The organism is Planktothrix paucivesiculata PCC 9631, assembly GCF_900009265.2.
Taxonomy (GTDB): Bacteria; Cyanobacteriota; Cyanobacteriia; order Cyanobacteriales; family Microcoleaceae; genus Planktothrix; species Planktothrix paucivesiculata.
Map to the genome: position 1 here is coordinate 127,935 of NZ_LR735016.1, position 18,778 is coordinate 146,712.

Consider the following 18,778-nt stretch of genomic DNA (forward strand, 5'->3'; position numbering starts at 1 on the left):
TCTATACTGTCATAGAATAAGTATAAATTATCACAGGATAAAAATGTTTGCAAGGAAGATAGAAGGGACAGAAATCAAACAACCTTTAATTGAACACCTAGAGGGAGTTGCAGCGAAGTCACGGGAACGCCTCCCAGAATTTCTCAAGGAACTTGGATACTATGGGGGACTGCTCCATGATTTAGGTAAAGCTAAGAAATCTTGGCAAAAATACTTATTAGAGGGAGGAAGTACAGTTTTTCATTCCTCTGAAGGAGCAAGAACAGTATATGAACTCACGGGAGAAGATGATACTCACCCCTTGGTCTACATCATTCGGTCACATCATGGGAAGCTAAAAAACAGTGCTGTAGATAGAGACTTTTTTGAAAATTCAAAATACTGGGATAAATGCTTAAAGCGGTTATTTCCTGAGCTAACTAATCTACCTAATATAACTCTTAATCCTTATCAAAAAGAGTTAGCAATCAGAATACTTTTTTCCGTTTTAGTGGATAGTGACAGATTAGATGCGATGGAATTTGAGCGAAAATCCCAAAACTCCCAAAAAGAGCGAGTTCAAGCCAAATCTAGTTTGCTTCAATTCGCAATTTTGCCTCGTTCTCAAAACCCGTCAAAAATTGTTAAGGAGAGAGAAAATTTCCGCTCTTTGGTCATTCAGTATACAACATCTAGTAAAAATATTTATCGGTTAATTGGAGTTACGGGAATTGGGAAAACTCTAACTTCTTTACAGTTTGCAGTTGAGCATTGTAACCATCATAATATGGATGGAATTCTGTACGTTGCACCGTTCAAATCTATCCTTGACCAATCAGCTAAAGTGTATCGGGATGTCTTAGGAGATGAAGCCGTATTAGAACATCATTCCGACTTTATTCCTAAATACGGAGAAGAAATAGCCTATCGTTTATCTTCTCAACGTTGGGATAGCTTGGTGATAGTGACTACTGCAATTCAATTCTTTGAATCCCTATTTTCTAATCATGCTTCCAGATGCAGAAAATTAGCAGGAATTATGAACCGAGTTATCCTGATTGATGAATATCAAACAATACCCCCTGAATTCTTACCTGCTATTGCTGATGTCTTGAATGAATTAGTTAAAAGTTATGGATGTTCAGTTGTATTAATGTCTGCTACAGCACCAAATCTAAAGGGCTTTCAACTCCCCCATATTGACATGATTCCCCAGGAAGAATTAGTTAATCAGTTTAAAACTTTATCCCGTTGTAGCTATCAATTTATCAACAAAAACATATCTTGGGAGGAAATTAGTTTTATTCCGCAGAAAAAATTAGTCATCGTTAATGTTACAAAAACTGCTCAGGAAGCCTTTGAAATATTCAATCATCAACAACCGGATCAATGGGTTCATTTATCCTCTAGGATGTGTGTAGCGCACCGCAAACAGGTTATTAATAGGATCAAGTCTTCTGATATCAATTGTGTTTCTACACAAATTGTAGAGGCAGGAATTGATATTGATTACCCAATTGTATTGAGTGAGGAATGTCCCCTTGATTCCCTGATTCAGAGGGGGGGAAGATGCAATCGAGAAGGGTTATTAGAAAATGGAGAAGTGTTAATCTTGAATTGTGATCATTTCCCTGATCAGATTTATCAATCTCTTGCTAAATATTCGTCTGAATTGATTAAAAAATATGGATTGAACTCTGACAATTATCTGAGTCTACTAAAGGATTATTTTGCCCAAAAAAATAGACAAACAGGTCAAGATGAGATTCAAAGATTAAGGCGAGATTTACAGTTTGAATCCGTAGCAGAAAAGTTTAATTTTATTAACAAAAAGCAACTTTCCGCCGTCTGTAGATGGGGTGAGGGAGCCGATCTAATTGATCATTTAAAAACCAAGGAAAAACTATCTTTGTCTGATTGGAAAAAATTGCAGCAATACACCGCAACCATTCCCCAGAAATGGAAAGACTTAATCAAGGTATTCCCCAATGGTTTATCAGTTTGGGATAGTCAATATTCTGATTATTTCGGTATTTTTTACTGAAATTTTATCATCACAATGACGATACTGATTGGATAATTTCCGTTAAATCTAGTGAGGCGTTCATGCCTCATTCAGCCCTAAAGGGCTTACTACACTAACTTCCTAACTCTTTTGACCGTTGAGTTGCAGCTTTCACCGCTTCAATTAATGCCGAACGAAATCCGGCTTTTTCCAGTTGGGAAACCCCAGCAATTGTTGTTCCCCCCGGACTGGTAACACGGTCTTTTAATTCTGCCGGATGTAACTTTGATTCTGATAGGAGTTGGGCTGTGCCTAATACCGTTGATAATGCTAATTTTGCCGCAATCGGTCGAGGTAGTCCAGAGGCCACTCCGCCATCGGCTAAGGCTTCAATTAAAATCGCCACATAAGCCGGGCCAGAACCCGATAATCCGGTGACGGCATCCATTAAGGTCTCCGCCACCTCTACCACGTCTCCAACGGCCTGAAAAATGCCTCTGGTGAGATCTAAATGGGAGGGTTGCACCAATTTTCCCGAGGCGATCGCACTGATACCCGCCCCAACAGTGGCCGGAGTATTGGGCATAATTCTAATTACAGGATGGTGGGGAAAAGCGGCTTCTAATTTATTTAAGGTAACTCCCGCTAAAATAGACAAAATCACAGTATTTTTTGATAGGGTTTCACCCTCGGCTAATTCCGTTGCGATCGCGCCAAAAATTTGGGGTTTAATGGCTAATAAAAGGGCTGCCGTTGCCTGGGTTGTTTGTTTATTATTATCTGCGATCGCCACGCCATAATGTTGGGCTAAATAATTACGACGCTCTAATTGTGGGTCACTAATAATAATTTCAGTAGGTTGATAAATATTGGCAGAAATTAAGCGCGATATAATAGCTTCTGCCATCACCCCGCCACCAATTACACCCAATTTAAACATAAATATTTATTCAGCAGATAGTATGAGGGAATAGGGAATAGGTAATGGGTAATGGGTAATGGGTTTAGATACTAAAAAAAACAATGGAAAGTCTTTTTTTCAGTTGCAGAGACGTTTGATTTAACGCCTCTACATCGGTTAATTTACTGAATAGCCTGCGCTCTTTCAGGCTGCCAGGGGGGGGCTGCCGGGACGCTGGTGCGGGGGTTGCGGGCTTGAGGGATGCCTTCGTGGACAACGCCGCCGCCTTGAGTTCTGACCTGAACACAACTGGGCGTAAATAGGAAAATGCTTTCGCCAATTCGTTCTTGATGGCCGTCGAGGGCAAAGGTTCCACCCGCGACAAAATCAACGGCTCTTTGGGCCTGATCAGGATCCATTAAAGTTAAATTTAAAACTACAGATTTGCGTTCTTTGAGGGCGCGAATCGCCGTCGGCATTTCCTCAAAAGTGCGGGGTTCCATGACCACGACTTCAGAAATTCCATTCAGAGCGCCAGGCATTCCGATAACATTACTCATTGTTGATCCAATTCCAACTTCAGACATTACACCAGTATTAATAGATCCAGCAGACCGTTGTGAACGACGAGACACCCTGGGATCTTCCGCCGCCACGGTCGGGGCGGGTTGTTCCTGTGGGGGGGGATAGTTACCGGGGTAGCGATTCCCCTCCGTTTCGTCGTATTCGTAATCGTATTCTACAGAGTCATTGAACCCTACAAAATCTTTGAGTTTATTAAAAATGTTCACGCTTTAGTCTCCCTATAGGACTTTAGAATTTCAACTCAACTTCTAGTTTAGAGGGGTTGAGGGTTGGGATTATATTGAATTTGTGTAAGACTCGCCCATTTTACTCCGAATTGTTGTATTTAACTCCTCCTTTGACCAAAAATTATCCGTCCTAGTCGAATCATGGTAGCACCTTTTTGAACGGCTAAAGGATAATCTTCCGACATCCCCATGGATAATTCTTGCATCCTAATATTAGTCCAATTTTGTTGTCGAATTGTTTCTGCTAATTCCCGGGTGCGGTCAAAAACATCTAGGGTTTCGGACTCGGTTAACCCCAAGGGGGGAATGGTCATTAAACCTTGAATTTTGAGATGCTGACAGTCATTTAACTGGGGTAATTCTGCCAAAAGTTCGGGGATAGTCCAGCCAAACTTATTAGGATCGGGGATAATTTTAACCTGAAGACAAACTTGGGGCTGACATTCTAAATCTCCAGCCAGATGATCCAAACGTAGGGCTAACTTTAGACTATCTACGGATTCAATCCATTCAAACAGTTGTAATGCTTTTGCAGCTTTATTGGTTTGCAAATGGCCAATTAAATGCCAAGTAATATCGCTAAGATCTTGGAGTTGAGGAGATTTTTCCGCCGCTTCTTGGACTCGATTTTCTGCGAAATCTCGAATTCCAGCCTGATAAGCGATTCGCATTGCTTCCACAGAAACCGTTTTGGTGACCGCAATTAATCGTACCGACCCAGGAATCGAGTCTCGAATTTTAGCAATTTGGTCGATAATCAAATCAGTCATGTTAATTGGGTTAGCGGTTGGCGGTTTCAGCTAAACTATTGAAACGTATTACGATGGACTTCTTGGAGTTTTTTATATTCTTCGGCCTGTCCAGTGCGGCGGAGCATTCTCAGGCGAATTTCCAGCAAGAGTTTGGCATCGGAACGACTAATCGGCTCAAATTTCAGTCCCGGTGGCCCCTGAGTCACTAAAAAAAATAGACGCTGGGCGTAAAGCGTTGTAAATAGTTCTTGATGATCCTCAACGGGGCATATTTTGAACAATAGCCCGAAGTTGGGATGATTCATGTAAGTTTCTGTGGTCATTCAGTTTCAAAACGAAGGAATTAAGGGCTTGATTTAGGAGACAGAACTATTTTAGGCGATCGGGTCAACTCAGACTCTCAAATTTCTCCTCCCCAAACCCACCGGACACTCCAGAATACCATCAGACAAATCAGAGCTACTCCATCCCAAGGTTTAAAGCGAAGTTGATGCCATTCTACCCGATGTTGATCGGGACTGGTGAACCCTCGAACCTGCATGGCGCTGGCAATTTGTTCGGCGCGTAATAATAAATTTTGTAAAAGCCGTTCCGCCAAGGTTAGCCAAACCTGAATGGTGCGTCGTAGTCCTAATTTTTTCCAATTAATGGCACGGGTTCTGATAGAACGGATTAAATTTTGAATTTCCTCTAAAACTAAGGGAAAAAATCGCAGGGATAGGGTCAGGGTTAAGGCAATTTCTGTAACGGGTAATTTTAACTTTCGTAGGGGTTCCATGAGGCTTTCTAAAGCCATGGCAATTTCTTCGGAAGCGGTGGTTAATAAATACAAATTTGTACTATAAACCAGGGTAAACAAGAGGGTACTCGTCCTAATTGCTAAATCAACGGAATAGCGGGTAATTTCTAGGGGCCCTTGGGAAAATAATACATATCGATAGGAGGTGGGTTGCGGTAGGGGTTCTGTTGATCCAGATGCAGAAAAGGTTAATTCCTGTTCAGGAAGTCGAGGTTGATGGTTAACTGCCAAACCATCGGGCATAATACAACTTAATAGAAACAACAACCCACAAAACATCAGTAACCACCCCATTTGTCGCTTCCAAACCCGGAAAGGAATGCGTGCCAATAGGGTGATTAAAATTAACAATCCAACTAAGACTAATCGCCACCCCGGATTAGCTAATAAAGGAGCCACTAAAAAGCTCATTAACCAAATTAACTTAACCCGGGCGTCGAGACGATGTAACCCGGTAATCGGTTGTTCTAAATATAATCCAATGGGAAGCGATCGGAGTAAGTCCATTTTACTTAACGCGGGTGGCTCGGTTAGCGGGATTTCGTTCGATTTCTCGGGCAGATTTGCCTCGCCAAATTAACTTAATCGGTGTGCCTTTAAAGCCTAATTGTTTGCGGAATTGACCATCAATATAACGACGGTAATTGTCATTAAATCGTTTGGGATCATTAACAAATAAAACCAACGTTGGAGGTTTACTACTGACTTGGGTTCCATAGTAGATTTTCCCCTGTTTCCCTTGGCGAGTGACGGGGGGAGAATGCCAACTGATGGCTTCTTCGATCACTTCATTAATTACGGCTGTTGAAACCCGTCGTTCATGACCTTCGGCGGCGGTATCAACTAAATTGAGAATTTTTTCCACCCGTTGGCCGGTTTTAGCACTAATAAAAATTAATTCCGCCCAATCCATAAAATAGAGTTTGGCTCGGACTTCTTTTTCATAGTCTAAAATAGTATAGGTATCCTTCTCGATCGCATCCCATTTATTCACCACAATTACACAGGATCGACCTTCTTCAATAATCCGATCAGCTAATTTTTGATCTTGATCGGTGACTTGATCAATGGCGTCAATTACGAGTAACACCACATCCGCCCGATTAATAGCTTTAAAGGCGCGATTAATCCCAAAAAATTCCGCCCCATATTCTACATTTTTCTTGCGTCGAATTCCGGCGGTATCAATTAAGCGATAGGTTTTTCCATCCCGTTCAATTACCGTATCAATGGCATCTCGGGTTGTACCGGAAATCGGGCTAACAATGGCGCGATTTTCCCCTAAAAAGGCATTCAATAAACTCGATTTTCCGACATTAGGACGACCAATAATCGCCACTTTAATTTCTTTTTCGGTTTCGATTTCATCAATCGAGGGTAAATGCTTAATTAAATCATCTAATAATTCCCCAGTTCCCGATCCATGAATCCCAGAAACCGGATAGGGTTCTCCTAGTCCTAGTTCCCAAAAATCGGCGGCTTGAATAATTCCGGTGGTGGGAGATTCACATTTATTTACTGCTAATAAAATCGGTATTGATTGTTCCCGTAACCAGAAGGCGATCGCTTCATCTCCACCCGTCAAACCCATTTGACCATCCACCACAAAAATGGCGGCGGTGGCTTCGGTTAAAGCGATCATTGCCTGTTCTCGAATCAGGGGCAAAAATTCCGTATCATCATCAAAGACTAAACCCCCGGTATCGACGACTTGAAATTCTCGATCCTGCCAAAAGGCGGGACGATAGGTGCGATCGCGGGTAATACCGGGCTGATCATGCACAATCGCTTCGGGATTTCCCGCCAAACGATTGGCTAGAGTTGATTTTCCGACATTAGGACGGCCAATAATAGCAACAATAGGTAGAGACATAAACCTGTTTGGTAAGACGTAATTAACGGTAGGGGTATAATTGCTTTTCTCCTACAGTGTGCTGGGGCTAACAGTAATGGGCAAAGGGTTGATTTTGGATTCTGACGCTTTTTGCACAGCATTTTAATTGTACATTGAAAATTTACATTAAATCAAACCTTTATGGAACGTGGGATTTCACTTTTGGGATTATTTGTTTTTGTAGGAATTTCCTATCTTTGTTCGGTGAATCGCCAAGCGGTGCGTTGGCATCCGGTATTATGGGGGATTGGATTACAGTTTATTTTAGCCGTACTCATCCTCAAAACTAAGCCCGGTTTTGCTGTATTTGAGTTTTTAGGAAAGGCGGTCAGTCAGTTTCTTAACTTTTCCGATCAGGGGGCTAAATTTGTTTTTGGAGAAGCTTTTCAAGACCATTTTATTGCTTTTAAAGTTTTACCGACAATTATTTTCTTTTCCTCTTTTATTTCTATTTTATATCACTATAAAATTTTACAAAAAGTTGTAGAAGCCGTGGCTTGGGTAATGATCCGAACTTTGAAAACATCAGGTTCGGAAACTTTATCCTGTTCGGCGAATATTTTTATCGGACAAACGGAGGCTCCGTTATTAATTAAACCCTATATTTCTACCTTGACAAACTCGGAACTTCATGCGGTGATGACTGGGGGATTTGCCACGATTGCCGGAGGGGTGATGGCTGCTTATATTTCCTTTGGGATTCCCGCCGAACATATTCTGGCGGCTTCTGTGATGTCGGCTCCTGCTGCTTTGGCAATTTCTAAACTATTCTATCCTGAAACAGAAATCTCTTTAACTAAAGGGAAAGTTAAAATAGAAGTTCAACCTACTTCTGCTAATGGAATTGATGCGGCGGCAACTGGAGCCAGTGATGGCATGAAATTAGCCTTAAATGTGGCGGCTATGTTAATTGCTTTTTTGGGATTATTAGCCTTAATTAATGGGATTTTACAGGGTTTGGGAAGTTTTTTTGGGATGCCTTCTTTATCTTTAGAAGGGATTTTGGGTTATTTATTTGCTCCGATCGCTTGGTTAATGGGAATTCCCATGGCAGATTGTTTACAGGTGGGAAGTTTATTAGGTAAAAAAACAGTCTTAAATGAATTTATTGCCTATTTAGACTTAAAACAATTGATCGAAAATTCTCAACAACTCGCTCAAGGTAAAGGGGTAGAAAATAGCGTTTCTACAATTTCTGAACGGGCTATAATTATTTCTACCTATGCCCTCTGTGGGTTCTCTAATATTGGTTCGGTTGCCATACAAATTGGGGGAATTTCTGCGATCGCCCCCGAACGACAAGCTGATGTTGCTCGCTTAGGAATTAGAGCCATGATCGCCGGTTCTATTGCCTGTTTTATGACCGCTTGTATTGCTGGGATACTACTATAATAAAAAATACCTGCCATCCTCTGAAAAAACGATTACTTTTTGTAAAGCAAAACCAAAAACTTGCAACACTATTTTACATTAAGTGAGTCGATTCAAAACTACAATATGAATAAAACATAGAGAGATTATTTGCTGTTGCTAGACCTATGAATTATTTATCTATTTTTGTTTCTCTTTACAAAATGATGGTTTGGGCAGGTTTGTTTTTTTTGCCTTCCCTGGGAATTTTTGCCTTATTAGTAATTGCCAACCCCACGGTAAAATTTGTTTTATTTACTTTTCATGAAATTTCTATTATTCTAGCTTGTTTAATATCTGCTTTAGTCGGTGTTGTGGCTTATCGTTCTTATCAAAAACAGGGAGTGCAAACCCTCCGCTATTGGTCATTTGCATTTTTAGGATTTGCAATTATTTATTCTTGGCATGGGATTCTTACCCGAACTGCTCTGTTTAACCCCGTTATCTTTCTAATTTTTGGCCCGACTTCTCGGACGATTTTAGCAGCTTATTTATTCTGGGGCATCGCCAAAATCAATGCTCATCCTGATCCAATTCACCTGCGATTTAAGGCATCTAAATGGCAGCCCCATATCGCTTTTTTTCTGGTTTTGAGTATGGTTTTATTGGGTTTGGTTTTTTCTGGGGCAGCTATTTCTATTTTTTATATTAAGTTATTAGAACGAATTTCCTTAGTGATTTTGATCTGCGTTTTAATCCGAATGTTACCGTTAATTCCGATTCGCTCATTTTTGCTCCTATGCCACTTTTTTGCCCTCAGTTTCTTTATTCAAGCATCGATTGCTTTTCTTTTAAGTCTGCCTTGGAATACGATGTGGTGGTATGCCCATGCCTGTTCAGGTGCAGGGTTTTTGATTTTGGGGTATGGTATTCTTCGAGGCTATGAAACCACAGAAACCTTTGATCAAGTTTATGATCTCAAAGAATTACAAGACAAATTATTTACAAGTGAAGCAAAACGCACGGAATTAGGGTTAATTATTGAGGAAAAAGAAAAAGCGCAGCAAGAGTTAAAAAATGCCTTAGAAGATTTACAGAAAACCCAGATCCAACTGGTACAAAGTGAAAAGATGTCTGCATTAGGTGCTTTAGTCGCAGGGGTAGCCCATGAGATCAATAATCCGGTCAGCTTTATTAGTAGTAACTTAGTTCATTGTGAAATGTACCTGAATGATTTAATGAACCATATTAAACTTTATGAACAAAATCTTTTTGCAAATATTGCTGACATCGAAAAGCATAAAAAAGATATCGATTTAGACTATATTATTGAAGATTGTCCCCGATTAATTACTTCCATGAAAGAAGGCACAACCCGCTTAATTGAAATCAGTCAAAGTTTAAGAACTTTCTCTCGTTCAGACCATCAATGTAGGGTTGCCTTTAATATTCATGAAGGGATTGATAGCACCTTAATGATTCTCCGTCATCGTTTAAAAGCTAATGAAAAACACCCGGAAATTAAGATTATCAAAAAATATGGTAATATTCCTCAGATTCTCTGTTATCCTGGGCAACTCAATCAAGTGTTTATGAATTTAATTGCTAATGCCATTGATGCCTTAAGTGAACCCAGTTCAGATCCAGAAAATCCATCCCAAAGAACAAAAAATCCTGAAATTTTAATCACTACTGAAACCAAACCTCAACAACAAAAGGTAATGATTATGATTGAAGATAATGGGGACGGAATGACACCGGAAATCAAAAATCAAATTTTTGATCATCTATTTACGACAAAACCTGTCGGTCAAGGCACAGGTTTAGGATTATCCATTTCTCGTCAAATTATTGAAGAAAAACATGAAGGTAAAATTTATTGTTACTCGGTCTTAGGAGAAGGAACTTGTTTCACCATTGAACTGGGAATTACCACTATGTTAGACACTTGATTCACGGCAGATCATTAATTTGTCTAATTTCTGTAAAAAAAATTAAATTCATTTGGTTCAGTAATCAGATATGATAATTTTACTGATAAATGATTACTGAAATTATTATGAGTGAATCTCAATTGATTGTTGCCCAAAAATGGTTAGGAGAACATCTCGAAGATCCGAATATTGTGATTGTAGATTGTCGGTTTTCCTTGGCTAATCCTCAACTCGGACAACAACAGTATCAAGAAAGTCATATCCCAGGAGCTTTTTATTTAGATTTAGACCAAGATTTATCGAGTCCGATTCAAAAACATGGCGGACGTCATCCCTTACCAAATCCAGAAAAAATATCTCAAAAATTATCGGAAATTGGCATAACTTCTCAACAAACTTTAGTCGTTGCTTATGATGATTCTCGGTTGGCTTTTGCCTCTCGGTTGTGGTGGTTATTACGTTATTTTGGGCATAATCAAGTCGTTTTATTAGATGGAGGATTTAGCCAGTGGAAAAATTCAGATTATCCAATTACTTCTAATATTCCTACGGCAAAATTAGGACAATTTACACCGGAAATTCAAGCGCAAATGCTGGTTAATATTGAAACAGTAAAAGCCCGAAAAGATTTGCCTGGAGTGGTGCTCATAGACTCCCGGGAACCCGAACGCTATTTAGGAAAAAATGAACCCATTGATCCCATCGCTGGATGTATTCCGGGGGCGGTTAATTATCCTTGGCAAGAGGTGACAGAAACCACAGGTTTTGTTAGAATAAACGAACAATCCCAACGCTGGCAAAATATTAAAGACGCAGAAGAAATAATCGTTTATTGTGGTTCGGGAGTTACCGCCTGTGTGAATTTATTTTCCTTAGAATTAGCAGGGATTAAAAATACCAAACTCTATGGAGGAAGCTGGAGTGATTGGTGTTCGTATTTAATATAAGCACAAAAATCATAAATCATATTCCCATAATATAATTCTAAATGATTGGTAATCATTTTAAGATATTAACCAAAAGTCTATTACCCATTACCCATTACCCATTACCCATTACCCATTACCCATTACCCATTACCCATTACCCATTACCCATTACCCACTTATGCAAACCCTAGAAAAAACTAACTCATCTTTCCTCGATACTCCCCTAACCATTGCCGGAAAAACCTTTAAGTCTCGGTTAATGACCGGGACGGGGAAATATCGTAACCTCCAAGAAATGCGGGACAGTATTAGCGCTAGTGGCTGCGAAATTGTCACCGTCGCCGTTAGACGAGTCCAAACCCAAGCCGCAGGACATGAGGGATTAGCCGAGGCCATTGATTGGACTAAAATTTGGATGCTACCCAATACCGCCGGATGTCAAACCGCAGAAGAAGCGATTCGGGTGGCCAGACTCGGACGGGAAATGGCTAAATTATTAGGACAGGAAGACAATAATTTTGTCAAATTAGAAGTGATTCCCGATAGTAAATACTTACTTCCTGACCCCATTGGCACGTTAGAAGCCGCAGAACAGCTAGTTAAAGAAGGTTTTGCGGTTTTACCCTATATTAACGCCGATCCCCTGCTGGCCAAACGTTTAGAGGACGTTGGCTGTGTCACGGTGATGCCTTTGGGTTCTCCCATCGGTTCAGGACAGGGAATTAGAAACGCTGCTAATATTGCCATCATTATTGATAATGCCACGGTTCCCGTGGTTGTGGATGCCGGAATTGGCGCGCCCAGTGAAGCGGCTTTTGCTATGGAAATGGGGGCGGATGCGTTATTAATTAATTCGGCGATCGCCTTGGCCCAAAATTCAACAGCCATGGCCCGAGCCATGGGAATGGCCGCAGAAGCCGGACGTTTGGCCTATCTAGCTGGACGCATTCCGGTCAAAACCTACGCCCAAGCCTCCTCTCCCCTAACCGGGACTATTACCAGTTAGATTTTCCTTTTGTCTAAATTTTTGTTATCGTTGATCCCAGATATTAACCTATGGATTTTTCATCATGCCTTATATCAATGAAGAAGGTGGACGTCTGAATAACTTCGCAGTCGAACCTAAAGTTTATACGGCCGAACCTCCTACCAATTCACAAAAACGCAATTATATTATTGGTGGTATTGCTGGGGTTGTTCTAGTCGGGGGTTTATTGTTCCTTGCTTTCACTGTCTCCTAAAATATCAATCATTTAGTCCGGGCGGGTTTTAGTTGTTTTGCGTTCGGTAAAAAGCCCCCCGGATTTGAACTAAACCACAAAGACACGAAGAATAGAAATAACCCTTAAAAACTTGTCTGTCTCCTGAACCTGAACCGCTAGATGGAAGAAGATAATTAGATATTCTAGCTGATGGTTTAAGGGTTGATTATGGGGATGGGCAATAATGGTTCTATTTTACTTTCGGAGACTCATCAGCGAACCTATAATCGCTTACAACAGGCACTGGCTTTAAAACTTCGCCGTCAGGTTTTTGTTGCGGTTTGTGATAACTTAAATTTGCGAAATTATCTGGCGTTGCAGTTAGAAACGGATTTATTATCTCAAAATCAGAGTGATATTGTCCCCGAATCTGTGATTTCTCCCGCTTTAATTAGTTTAAAATTAGATTTGAGTAATCCCAATCCCTTTCAGGCAATTACTCAATGGTATACTCAAAATAAATCCGATTCTAGTAATCAAGATATGATCGGATTTCAAATTTTAGGGGTGGAACATCTGACCCGTCAACCTCCGGCAAAGCAATGGTCGTTTTTAAGGTATTTGCGAACTTTAGAAAACCATGTTGATGGCTTAGAATTTAGTTTGCTGTTGTGGATTTCTTCTCCTTGGTTATATTGTATCCAACAATCTGCACCGGAGTTTTGGGAGCGACGAACCGGGGTATTTGAATGGATGAGTGATCCGACTCCGAGTGATGGGGAATCAGAGACGATTTCCTTAGATTCTACCACGATTTCCCAACCTGTTGAAAGTGTTCAAATATCTGATCCTGTGCAGCAAGTTCTCGATAAAATTCAACAATTTGAGCAACAGTCTGCCCTGTATCCATTATATCAATCCTATCGTCAATTAGGGAATATTTACCGCGATCGCATTATGGCTGGGGAACATTTAGAAGTTCACTATACCCTAGCTATTCAAGCCTATAAACGGGTTTTAGAAATTATTCCCGAACTTGATAAAAATTCTATTTCCTCCGATGTTCAGGATGATTATATTCATGCTTTTAACGATTTAGGTACTTTATATTGGATGGGATTTCGCCAAAGGTTTAAAGATAATTTAAACTCTCCCGATCTCCTTGATTATTTAGAAAAAAGTATTATTTTTTATCAAAATGCTTTAATGAGAACCGATCCGGAAATTCATCCCAATTTATATATACAAGTCCAAAAAAATTTGGGGACAGCCTATGTAGATTTAGCCGCTTTTCAAGATACTATTAAAAATTTAGAACAGTCAATTATTGCCTATACAGAAGCCTTATGTTATCTGAATTTTAACCAACCTGAAATTAATATTTCCCAGATTCAAGATTATGCTACAATTCAAAATAATCTGGGAACTATCTATTGGAAACTCGCCCAAAAAACCCAACCTATTCCCCATCTAAAAGCGGCGATCACTGCCTATACTGAGGCGATGGAGTTTTATACCCCCCAACAAGATCCCCTGAATTATGCCCTACTACAAACCAATTTAGGCACGGCCTATTGGACATTAAGCCAACACCAACCCTCGGCTAAATTGCTCTTACAAGCCATTTATGCCTATCACCAAGCCTTGACCTATCGGACGACCGCCTCAGCCCCGATCGCCTGTGCAGCTACTTATAATAACTTGGGTATCGTTTATTGGCATTTGGCGAATCATTATCAGAAGCCGGAAATTCGGGCTAAATTTCTGAAACGGGCGATCGCAGCCTATAAAAAGGCTCTCTCTATTGTTACCGATCTCAGTCCATCTCAACTCAATTTTGACCCCTTAGCAACCCAGAATAACCTGGGATTAACCCACTATCAACTGGCCACCGACTCCCATTTAAACCTCGAAAAAAAGACTCGCATGGCTTGTTTAAAAGCTGCACTTAGACATCATGTTAAAGCTGTTATTAGTGAGTCAAAACAACCACTCACAGATAATGTTATTTCTAATTCCAAAACTACCGAACATCACCAAACAACTTTAGGTTATTTACTGCGAACTATTCGGGCTTTCTATAATGAGTCAGGATTACCAGGACAAAATCAAGCGTTATCTCAAATTCCAGCCCATCTACTATCTGAAATCCTACCTAAAATTTAGGTTTAAATTTGTGTCCTAATTCAGCTAAGAATAGTATTAAATAAATAGCCGATCCCAATAATACCAAGGGTGACAATGCCAATAAATATAGCCAGCAGTTGGGGACGGAGTACCTTTTTCAGAATTACCATTTCTGGAAAAGATAGGGCTGTTACTGCCATCGTAAAAGATAATACTGTTCCCAAGGGCATTCCCTTATTAACTAAGGCTTCTGTAATAGGCATAACTCCGGCAATATTAGCATAAAGCGGTACACCTAGAATAACAGCAATGGGCACGGCAAAAGGATTATTAGCCCCAGCCCATCTTATAATAAATTCCGTCGGTACATAGCCATGAATTAGGGCTCCAATTGCAATCCCTCCCACCACATAGGGCCAGACTGATTGAACAATTTCAATTGACTGAAACCGCCCTTGTTCAAACCTTTCTCGCCAAGTTATTTGATTTAGATATAAGTCATCATTTTGGGAAATATTCTGACGATTTTTTTGTAACTCCCAAACAAAAGGCTCAACCCATTTTTCTAGTTTGAGTAAACCGATGAGATAACCCGCAGTAATCGCCAATATTACCCCAAAACCAATATAAAATAAAGTTACTTTTAACCCAAATAATGCCCATAATAGAATCACAGCGACCTCGTTGACCATCGGCGCTGAAATCAAATAGGAAAACGTCACTCCTAAAGGAACTCCTGCTTCTAAGAAACCAATAAATAAAGGCACAGCAGAACAAGAGCAAAAGGGGGTAATAATTCCCACCATAGCAGCAACGATATTCCCCCCTAATGTGCGTTTACCTTCTAACCAATTTCTGACTTTTTCCGGTTCCAAGAAACTTTGAAAAGTGCCTACTAGAAAGCTAATTACGATCAGCAAGGTTAAAACTTTAGGAACATCATATAGAAAAAAGTGCAGACTAGATCCCAGATGAGATTCCAGCGACAACCCAAAGATTTGAGTAACAATCTGAGTCGCTAACCAATCAAACGGATAAAAGGGATCAAACATATAGAAATCCTATTTGAGTTGTGTTTAAAATTTTGGGGTAAAAGGGAATAGGGAATAGGGAGCAGAGGCAGTGCGAGCGTCCTCGCTCGCTGAATATCACCCAAAACCTGTTCGTAATTCGTAATTCGTAATTCGTAATTACTTTTGCAATAAAGGCTTAATTTGATCGGAAGAAATTACCTTACCTTGACTGACAACTTTGCCATTAATTGCCAGGGCGGGTGTAGACATAACATGATGTTTGGCAATTTCAATCGGATCGGTAATGTGTAATAATTCGGCTTCAAGATTGAGAGTTGCGATCGCTTCTTTGGCATTGGCTTCTAGTTGCTGACATTTTTTGCAACCGGTTCCGAGTATTTCAACTTTAATTGTGTTCATGGCTGAATTTAGGGTTAAATTTTATAGGATAATTGATCCTGACTGGGTAGGGAATGAAAATAGAAGTTTTAGATTATTTTCACCCAATTAATATTAGTTTTGGCGATTAGCAAAATGTTGATGAGCAAAAGCCTCAATTGGACAGTTAGGCTTATGCTGAATACCCAAAGCATCCCGGCGTTCAAGATACTGTTTTTCTGTCCATTTTTCCTGATCAGCCAGCATTAATAACGACATCACCGCCGCCCTGACTCCCGATGCACAACGGACATAAATCGGTTTTTGAGCCGCGTCAATGGTGTCGCAAAAGGTTTGCAGAGTGCCCTGATTCAGATTCATAGGCGAAACTGGTACACTTGCGTATTTTAACCCCTGAACTTCGATATCAACGGCATTAAGTTGATTTCCTTCTGCTGTCGGGCAAAGATCGATCAGGCTTTGATAGCCCTGTTTGTGTATATTATTGATTTCTGTCAAATCCGTAATACTACCGATAGCCAGAGAGTCGTTAATCACTGCAAACATTTGTTTTCTCCCAAAAATAGGCCCAGTCATCACACAAATCATCATAGAGCCTATACTTTGGTATAAGGTCAAGGGGATTAAACAAATTTTTTTAGGGCTTGGGGTGTTTTCTCAACCTTGATCAGCAGATTGATCACTATTTTCCTCTAAGACAACACACTGTTTTTCTGGATGATTGAGATCAAGATTACGGTCACAGCGAGCAACTAAAGGTAGAAGTTCCTCTCGCAAAGCCTGTAATTGACGGATATTTTCCTCAATTGCCTTTAGTTTATTGAGTAGGCGATTTTGAACTTCCGAGCAGGTGAGGAGTTGTCCATCTTTCAAGGCCAAAATTTCTTTGATTTCTTCCAGACTCAGGCCCAAGGATTTAGCCCGAACAATAAACGCCAGTCTTTCTAAATCCTGTTGACTGAACAGCCGATAACCCGCTTCTGTTCTTGACGGTGGAGGAATCAGGCCAATGCGTTCATAAAAATAAACAGTTTGGGGATTTAGTCCTAAACTACGGGAAACCGCGCCGATTTGGAACATTGATTTAGTGATTGTGGGTTAAACTCTGTAAAGCAATACAACTAAATTGGTATTTTATTGGGTGTAAGTTCAACTTTTCCATTAACATTGAGATGTCTATTTAATATTCTGGCTCAACCTTCTGCTGAATATGCGTGGTTATGGCATCTGTAAAAATTCTCGTAGTTGATGATGATCCGGCAATACGGAATCTAATCAGTCGCTATCTTAGCCAACAAGACTATCAAGTCGAAACGGCGAGTGACGGCCATTCCGCATTGGAAAGGTTTGAACAGTTCAATCCTGACTTAGTGGTATTGGATCTAAATTTGCCGGATACAACAGGTTTAGCATTGTGTAAGGAAATGCAAAGTCGAACCAGCGTGTTTATTCTAATGCTAACCAGTGAAAAAGATCCCAAACTCGGGTTAAAGGAGGGAGCCGATGACTTTGTGACCAAACCCTTTGATTTAGAAGAATTAAACCTGAGAATCAAAGCAATTTTAAAGCGTCAACGAAATCCGGTAGATACACAACCCAAAAATTTAGTTTATGGGGATTTAACTATTGATCCCAATCGTCGTGAAGTTTATATTCAGGGTGAATTAATCGGACTAAGTGCGTTAGAATTTAACCTGCTCTATTGTTTGGCTCGTAAACCGGGGCGAGCCTGGCGACGCTCAGAATTATTGCAGGAAGTGTGGGATTATGAGTACGAGGGAGAGCAGCGCGTCGTTGATGTTCATATTGGTCAGATTCGCAAAAAAATCGAACCGGATGCGGATCAGCCTTCCTATATTAAAACAATTCGGGGTGTGGGATATATGTTTGATCGGCGCACAGGTGAACGTTAATTGTAATGGGTAATTAATTTTCCTATATTTTTAAGCGTTCATGCCCGATTATCAATCGTTAAATTCTCACGGGCTTTGTACTCATGACCTCAGCAAAGATTCTTGTCGTTGATGATGATCCAGCAATCCGAAATTTAATTAGTCGCTATTTGAGGCAAGAGAATTATCAAATAGAAGTAGCGGCCGACGGTGAGACGGCGTTGAAAGTTTTTGAACAGTTCAACCCCGATTTAGTTATTTTAGATCTGAATTTACCGGATACAACAGGTTTAGCATTGTGTCGAGAAATGCAAATTCAAACTCACGTTCTCATTCTGATGCTCACCAGTGAACAAGATCCCAAACTCGGTTTAAAAGAAGGAGCCGATGATTTTGTAACTAAACCTTTTGATTTAGAGGAGTTAAGTCTGCGGATTAAGGCTATTTTAAAACGCCGCATATCCATGTCTAATTCAGACCATCAGAATTTAATCTATCGAGATTTAATTATTGATCCGAATCGGCGAGAAGTTTATCTCAAAGGAGAATTAGTAATTTTAAGTGCGTTAGAATTTAATCTGCTTTATTGTTTGGCGAGTAAACCAGGTCGAGCCTGGAAACGTGCAGAACTTTTAGAAAAAGTTTGGGGTTTTCCAGACGATAGTAGCGAAGGTGGGCGGGTGATTGATGTTCATATTGGTCAGATTCGCAAAAAAATTGAACCTGACCCCAAAAATCCCTCTTTTATTCAAACGGTTAGAAGTGTTGGCTATCGTTTCGATTAATAGAC

19 protein-coding genes are annotated in these 18,778 nt (G+C 40.2%); 9 read left to right on the top strand and 10 right to left on the bottom strand.

The window, feature by feature from the left end:
* Positions 1–43: 43 nt before the first annotated feature.
* On the top strand, positions 44–2,023 hold the full coding sequence (locus PL9631_RS13570) for a CRISPR-associated helicase/endonuclease Cas3 (RefSeq protein WP_083621097.1): 1,980 nt from the start codon (positions 44–46) through the stop codon (positions 2,021–2,023).
* A 94-nt stretch (positions 2,024–2,117) separates the two neighbouring features.
* Here the strand turns inward: PL9631_RS13570 and proC are convergent, their stop codons facing one another.
* The 6 genes from proC to der all read right to left on the bottom strand — a co-directional run bounded on the left by proC (position 2,118) and on the right by der (position 7,121).
* Positions 2,118–2,924 carry a pyrroline-5-carboxylate reductase gene (gene proC, locus PL9631_RS13575; protein WP_083621098.1) on the bottom strand — a complete coding sequence of 269 codons (807 nt, stop codon included), beginning with the start codon at positions 2,922–2,924 and terminating at the stop codon, positions 2,118–2,120.
* Positions 2,925–3,067: 143 nt separating this feature from the next.
* Positions 3,068–3,676 (bottom strand): cell division protein SepF, encoded by a 609-nt coding sequence (locus tag PL9631_RS13580; protein ID WP_083621100.1) that lies wholly within the window; start codon positions 3,674–3,676, stop codon positions 3,068–3,070.
* 119 nt (positions 3,677–3,795) lie between these two features.
* Entirely contained in the window at positions 3,796–4,467 is a 672-nt protein-coding gene (locus PL9631_RS13585; RefSeq protein ID WP_083621101.1) for a YggS family pyridoxal phosphate-dependent enzyme, read from the bottom strand.
* A gap of 35 nt (positions 4,468–4,502) precedes the next feature.
* The gene (gene pipX / locus PL9631_RS13590) at positions 4,503–4,772 is read right to left on the bottom strand and encodes a transcriptional coactivator PipX (RefSeq protein ID WP_083621103.1); all 270 of its coding nucleotides are present in this window, start codon (positions 4,770–4,772) and stop codon (positions 4,503–4,505) included.
* Between the two features lie 77 nt (positions 4,773–4,849).
* Positions 4,850–5,755 carry an energy-coupling factor transporter transmembrane component T family protein gene (locus PL9631_RS13595; protein WP_083621104.1) on the bottom strand — a complete coding sequence of 302 codons (906 nt, stop codon included), beginning with the start codon at positions 5,753–5,755 and terminating at the stop codon, positions 4,850–4,852.
* 1 nt (position 5,756) lies between these two features.
* A complete protein-coding gene (der, locus tag PL9631_RS13600) occupies positions 5,757–7,121 on the bottom strand; it encodes a ribosome biogenesis GTPase Der (protein WP_083621106.1) in 1,365 nt (454 codons plus the stop codon).
* Positions 7,122–7,283: 162 nt separating this feature from the next.
* Between der and PL9631_RS13605 the strand changes: the two genes are divergently transcribed.
* From PL9631_RS13605 to PL9631_RS13630, 6 genes are all read left to right on the top strand, one after another.
* Complete coding sequence (locus PL9631_RS13605) at positions 7,284–8,534, top strand: NupC/NupG family nucleoside CNT transporter (RefSeq protein ID WP_083621108.1); 1,251 nt, start codon at positions 7,284–7,286, stop codon at positions 8,532–8,534.
* 146 nt (positions 8,535–8,680) lie between these two features.
* On the top strand, positions 8,681–10,444 hold the full coding sequence (locus PL9631_RS13610) for a sensor histidine kinase (protein WP_083621110.1): 1,764 nt from the start codon (positions 8,681–8,683) through the stop codon (positions 10,442–10,444).
* 107 nt (positions 10,445–10,551) lie between these two features.
* On the top strand, positions 10,552–11,373 hold the full coding sequence (locus tag PL9631_RS13615; protein WP_083621211.1) for a sulfurtransferase: 822 nt from the start codon (positions 10,552–10,554) through the stop codon (positions 11,371–11,373).
* Positions 11,374–11,533: 160 nt separating this feature from the next.
* The gene (locus PL9631_RS13620) at positions 11,534–12,361 is read left to right on the top strand and encodes a thiazole synthase (RefSeq protein ID WP_083621111.1); all 828 of its coding nucleotides are present in this window, start codon (positions 11,534–11,536) and stop codon (positions 12,359–12,361) included.
* 64 nt (positions 12,362–12,425) lie between these two features.
* Positions 12,426–12,596: a photosystem II assembly protein Psb34 gene (gene psb34 / locus PL9631_RS13625; RefSeq protein ID WP_156090565.1), complete on the top strand. Its 171-nt coding sequence runs from the start codon at positions 12,426–12,428 to the stop codon at positions 12,594–12,596.
* A 195-nt stretch (positions 12,597–12,791) separates the two neighbouring features.
* Positions 12,792–14,723, top strand: coding sequence for a tetratricopeptide repeat protein (locus tag PL9631_RS13630; protein ID WP_156090566.1), 1,932 nt, complete (start codon positions 12,792–12,794; stop codon positions 14,721–14,723).
* 20 nt (positions 14,724–14,743) lie between these two features.
* On the opposite strand, the gene PL9631_RS13635 is transcribed toward PL9631_RS13630, so the two are convergent.
* From PL9631_RS13635 to PL9631_RS13650, 4 genes are all read right to left on the bottom strand, one after another.
* Entirely contained in the window at positions 14,744–15,736 is a 993-nt protein-coding gene (locus tag PL9631_RS13635; protein ID WP_083621115.1) for a permease, read from the bottom strand.
* Positions 15,737–15,874: 138 nt separating this feature from the next.
* Positions 15,875–16,117: a thioredoxin family protein gene (locus tag PL9631_RS13640; protein ID WP_083621116.1), complete on the bottom strand. Its 243-nt coding sequence runs from the start codon at positions 16,115–16,117 to the stop codon at positions 15,875–15,877.
* Positions 16,118–16,210: 93 nt separating this feature from the next.
* A complete protein-coding gene (locus tag PL9631_RS13645; RefSeq protein WP_083621213.1) occupies positions 16,211–16,642 on the bottom strand; it encodes a beta-lactamase hydrolase domain-containing protein in 432 nt (143 codons plus the stop codon).
* A gap of 111 nt (positions 16,643–16,753) precedes the next feature.
* Positions 16,754–17,176: a heavy metal-responsive transcriptional regulator gene (locus PL9631_RS13650; RefSeq protein ID WP_083621118.1), complete on the bottom strand. Its 423-nt coding sequence runs from the start codon at positions 17,174–17,176 to the stop codon at positions 16,754–16,756.
* A gap of 140 nt (positions 17,177–17,316) precedes the next feature.
* Between PL9631_RS13650 and PL9631_RS13655 the strand changes: the two genes are divergently transcribed.
* Positions 17,317–18,009, top strand: a complete 693-nt coding sequence (locus tag PL9631_RS13655; RefSeq protein WP_083621120.1) for a response regulator transcription factor — start codon at positions 17,317–17,319, stop codon at positions 18,007–18,009.
* Between the two features lie 83 nt (positions 18,010–18,092).
* Positions 18,093–18,773: a response regulator transcription factor gene (locus PL9631_RS13660; protein WP_083621121.1), complete on the top strand. Its 681-nt coding sequence runs from the start codon at positions 18,093–18,095 to the stop codon at positions 18,771–18,773.
* Positions 18,774–18,778 lie beyond the last annotated feature (5 nt).